This is a genomic window from uncultured Citricoccus sp. (assembly GCF_937871995.1).
In the GTDB taxonomy this organism is placed as follows: Bacteria; Actinomycetota; Actinomycetes; order Actinomycetales; family Micrococcaceae; genus Citricoccus.
Genome location: NZ_CALMQR010000035.1, coordinates 1 through 4,861, shown reverse-complemented (window position 1 = coordinate 4,861; position 4,861 = coordinate 1). Strand labels below are relative to the sequence as shown.

At 72.0% G+C, this 4,861-nt stretch carries 4 protein-coding genes; 3 read left to right on the top strand and 1 reads right to left on the bottom strand.

The features are described 5' to 3' along the window. The 3 genes from Q0283_RS03330 to Q0283_RS03320 all read left to right on the top strand — a co-directional run. Positions 1-1,054: aspartate aminotransferase family protein (locus tag Q0283_RS03330; RefSeq protein ID WP_298042919.1), on the top strand; the 1,054-nt coding region annotated here is incomplete at its 5' end. A 103-nt stretch (positions 1,055-1,157) separates the two neighbouring features. Then, the gene (locus tag Q0283_RS03325) at positions 1,158-2,537 is read left to right on the top strand and encodes an aspartate aminotransferase family protein (RefSeq protein WP_298042916.1); all 1,380 of its coding nucleotides are present in this window, start codon (positions 1,158-1,160) and stop codon (positions 2,535-2,537) included. 22 nt (positions 2,538-2,559) lie between these two features. After that, positions 2,560-4,137, top strand: a complete 1,578-nt coding sequence (locus Q0283_RS03320) for an FAD-binding oxidoreductase (RefSeq protein ID WP_298042913.1) — start codon at positions 2,560-2,562, stop codon at positions 4,135-4,137. A 13-nt stretch (positions 4,138-4,150) separates the two neighbouring features. Here the strand turns inward: Q0283_RS03320 and Q0283_RS03315 are convergent. Next, a partial coding sequence (locus Q0283_RS03315; protein WP_298042911.1) for a TetR/AcrR family transcriptional regulator occupies positions 4,151-4,861 on the bottom strand: 711 nt, incomplete at its 5' end.

The window sequence follows — 4,861 nt, the reverse complement described above, 5'->3', positions numbered from 1 at the left end:
GGACCTGAACCGCGTGTTCTTCACCACCGGCGGCGGCGAGGCGGTGGAGTCCGCCTGGAAGCTGGCCAAGAACTACTTCAAGGAGACCGGCCGGCCGATGAAGCACAAGGTCATCTCCCGCTCCATCGCCTACCACGGCACGCCCCAGGGCGCCCTGTCCATCACCGGCATCCCCGAGCTGAAGCAGCAGTTCGAGCCCCTGACCCCGGGCGGGTTCAGGGTGCCGAACACCAACTTCTACCGGGCGCCGGAGTTCTGTGCGGACAACGAGAAGGACTTCGGGCTCTGGGCCGCCGAACGCATCCGCGAGGCCATCGAGTTCGAGGGGCCCGAGACCGTGGCCGCCGTCTTCCTGGAGCCGGTGCAGAACGCCGGCGGGTGCTTCCCGCCCCCGCCGGGTTACTTCGACCGCGTCCGGGAGATCTGCGACGAGTACGACGTGCTGCTGGTCTCCGACGAGGTGATCTGCGCCTTCGGCCGGATCGGCTCGATGTTCGCCTGCACCGACCTCGGCTACACCCCGGACATCATCACCTGCGCCAAGGGCATGACCTCCGGGTACGCCCCCATCGGGGCGATGATCGCCTCCGACCGGCTCTTCGAGCCCTTCTCGAAGGACTCGACCTTCTACCACGGCTACACGTTCGGCGGTCACCCGGTCGCCGCGGCCGTCGCCATGGCCAACCTGGACATCATGGAACGCGAGCGGCTGAACGAGCGGGTCCAGGGCTGCTCCGACTCCTTCCGGGCCACCCTGGAACAGCTGCTGGACCTGCCGATCGTGGGCGACGTGCGCGGGGCCGGGTACTTCTTCGGCATCGAGCTGGTCAAGGACAAGGCCACCAAGACCACCTTCGAGGGCCCGGAGGCCGACCGGCTGCTGCGCGACTTCCTGTCCCCCGCGCTGTGGGAGGCCGGACTGTACTGCCGCGCGGACGACCGCGGCGACCCGGTCATCCAGCTCGCCCCGCCGCTGACCCTGGGCCAGCCCGAGTTCGACGAGATCGAGCAGATCCTGCGCGGGGTCCTGCAGGACGCCTGGGCGAGGATCTGACCGAACCGGCGGCCGGGACGGGGCGCGCGGGCGACCGGCCTCACCCGCCGCGCGCCCCGTCATGGCACGATCGAGACCAGGCAGCTTCGACGAAGGAGACGAGATGACCATCCAGCCGGTAACCCCCGATCCCGCCATCACCGAGGACCTGATCGCCGAGGGCCGCAAGGCGTTCGACCTCGACCGCGCCCACGTCTTCCACTCGTGGAGCGCGCAGCGCAAGATCAGCCCGATGACCATCCTCAGGGCCGAGGGCCCCCACGTCTGGGACGGCGAGGGGCGCCGGCTCATCGACTTCTCCTCCCAGATGGTCAACACGAACATCGGCCACTCCCACCCGAAGGTCATCGCCGCGATCCAGGACCAGGCCGCGAGGATCGCCACGATCGCCCCGGCCCACGTCAACGACGCCCGGTCGGAGGCCGCCCGCCTCGTCACCGACCTGGCCCCGGGGGACCTGAACCACGTGTTCTTCACCAACGGCGGCGCCGACGCCGTCGAGCACGCCATCCGGATGGCGCGGCTGCACACCGGCCGGCACAAGGTCCTCTCGGCCTACCGGTCCTATCACGGCGGCACCGACCTGGCCGTGAACGTCACGGGTGATGCCCGCCGGTTCGACGCCGACCGGTCCGCGGCCGGCGTCGTCCGCTTCATGCCCCCCTACCCCTACCGCAGCTACTTTCACGCCCAGGATGACCGGCAGGAGACCGAGCGCGCCCTGGAGCACCTGGAGCAGGTCATCCAGCTCGAGGGCGCCCAGAACATCGCGGCCCTGATCCTCGAGTCGGTCCCCGGCACCGCCGGCATCTACGTGCCGCCGGCGGGGTACATGGCCGGGGTCCGGGAGCTGACCCGGAAGTACGGCGTGATGTTCATCGCCGACGAGGTGATGGTCGGCTTCGGCCGGACCGGTGAGTGGTTCGCCGTCGACCACTGGGACATGGAGCCCGACCTGATGACCTTCGCCAAGGGCGTCAACTCGGGCTACGTCCCGCTGGGCGGCGTGGCCATCTCGGACGCCGTCTACGAGACCTTCGCGGAGCGCGTCTACCAGGGCGGGCTGACCTATTCCGGGCACCCCCTGGCCTGCGCCGCCGCCGTGGCCACCATCAACGCCATGAAGGACGAGGGCATGGTGGAGAACGCCGCGCGCGTGGGCCGGGAGGTCATCGGCCCCCGCCTGCGGGAGATCGGGGACCGCCACCCCTCGGTGGGCGACGTCCGCGGACTGGGCGCCTTCTGGGCCGTGGAGCTCGTGCGGGACCGGGCCACGAAGGAACCCCTGGCGGCCTACGGCGGCTCGAGCCCGGAGATGAACGAGCTGATCGGCGAGTGCAAGAGGCTGGGCCTGCTGCCGTTCGCCAACTACAACCGGATCCACGTGGCCCCGCCGCTGAACACCCCGGACGAGGTGCTCCGCGAGGGACTGGACATCCTGGACCAGGCGCTCGAGGTCGCGGACCGCCACGCGGCCGGTTGATCCGGGACCCGAGGTGAACCCCGTGCCGCAGCCGCCACGACCCGACGAGGCCTCGCCCCTGACCGCGTATGAGAGAGCCGAGCGGGAGGTGCCGGCCGGCGTCGTGGACGCGGCGCTGGCTGGCGCCAAGGCCATCTCCTACTGGTTGGACTCCCCTGACCGGCCGCCTGCCGAGCCCGCCCTGTCCCGGGACACGACGACCGACCTGCTGGTGGTCGGCGGCGGTTTCACCGGGTTGTGGACCGCGCTGCTGGCCAAGGAGCGGGACCCGGACCGGGACGTGCTGCTGCTGGAGGGGCACGAGTGCGGCTGGGCCGCCTCGGGACGCAACGGGGGGTTCGTCTCGACCTCGCTGACCCACGGACGCGCCAACGGGGTGCTGCACGTACCGGACGAGGTCGACCGGCTGGACGAGCTCGGGGAGCAGAACGTGGAGGAGATCCGGCAGGCCCTCGAGCGGTACGGGATCGACTGCGGCTTCGAGTGGAACGGCAGCATGACCGTGGCCGTCGAGGACCACCACGTGGACGCGCTGCGGCGCGAGCACGAGACCGATCCGGCGCAGTCGACCTTCTTCGACCGGGAGCAGGTCCGGGCCGAGGTCGCCTCGCCGCTCTACCGGGCCGGGCTGTGGTGGCACCGGGAATCCGCGCTGGTGGACCCCGCGCGGCTGGCCTGGGGGCTCAAGCGTGCGTGCCTGGAGCGGGGCGTGCGCGTCCACGAGCACTCACCGGTCCCGGAACTGCGCCGCACCGGCACCGGCGCCGGGGCCCGAGTGGTGGCCACGGTCGGCGGGGAGGTCGAGGGCCTTCCCGCCCGCACCGGGCCCCTTCCGCAGGAGACGTACGACGGCGGCCACCAGGGTCCCGGGGGCGGAGCGCCCCGCGCCGTGGTCACGGCGCGGCGGGTCGCCCTGGCCACCAACGCCTACCGGTCCCTGCTGCCCGGCACGGGACTGTCCACCGTCCCGGTCTACGACTACGCGCTGATGACCGAACCGCTGACACCGGAGCAGTCCGCGGCGCTCGGCTGGCGTCGCCGGCAGGGACTGGACGACCCCGACTCCCGGTTCCACTACTACCGGCTGGCCACCGACCGCGCCACGGGCCGGGACCGGCTCCTGTTCGGCGGCTACGACGCGGTCTACCACTACGGGCGGCGCGTCTCCGGCACCTACGACCAGCGCCCCGCGACCTTCCGGCGGCTCGCCGCCCACACCCTGGCGACGTTCCCGCAACTGGAGGGCGTGCGCTTCAGCCACCAGTGGGGCGGGGCCATCGACACCTGCTCGCGGTTCTTCGCCTTCTTCGACACCGCCCACGGCGGGCTGACCGCGCGTGCGGCCGGGTTCACCGGACTGGGCGTCGGCGCCAGCCGGTTCGCCGCCCGGGTGATGCTGGACCTGCTCTCGGGCCGGGACACCGAACTGACCGGGCTGCAGATGGTCCGGCGCAAGCCGGCACCCTTCCCTCCCGACCCGCTGGCCTGGGCCGGCATCGAGATCACCAAGCGGGAGATGGCCCGGGCGGACCGGCGGGGCGGACGCAAGGGACTGTGGCTGAGGTTCACCGAGGCCCTGGGCATGGGCTTCGACTCCTGATCAGGGCACGGGCTCAGGGAACGAGCCGCAGGGTGGCGTGGATCAGGGCATCGAGCCCGAGCTCGAAGGGCGCATCCGCGTAGGGATTGCGCTGGGCCGCCTCCGGGACGGCGTCCTGCCCGGCGGCACCCGTCCCCTGGTCACCGGCCGCCAGCGAGGCCATGAAGGAGTCCACGGTCCGCTGGAAGTTGGGCGCATCGGACTCACCGGGCCGCGAGGTGAAGATGGAGGCCGGGGCGTGCACGTCCATGGCCGATCCGAACAGGAACGACTCGAAGGCGATGATGACCGGCACCACCCGCGGGTCGGGCACCCCCGCGTGGCTCAGGGCCGCCGCCACGACGTCGTACATCCCCCGGGTGGTCGGCGCCCCGGAGATCGGCAGGGTCGCGATGAGCGGGATCAGCGTGGGGTGGGCGGCGAAGACCTCGCGGTAGGACCGGCCCCAGTCGGCGAGCGCCGCGGCCAGCGACCCGGAACCGTCCAGGAACGCCTCGAGGGAGCTGACGTCCACCCGTCCCATCACGGCATCCTGCAGCAGCGCCGTGAGCTCGGCCTTGCCGCCGATGTGGTTGTACAGCGCGGACGCGGCCACCCCCAGGTGCCGGGCCAGGGCCGCCATCGTCAGCGTGTCGGCCCCGTCCAGGGTCACCAGCTCCAGCGCCGCCTGGGCGATCCGCTCCCGGCTCAGCACCGGTGTCACCGGCCGGCCCGCCTGTCGCCG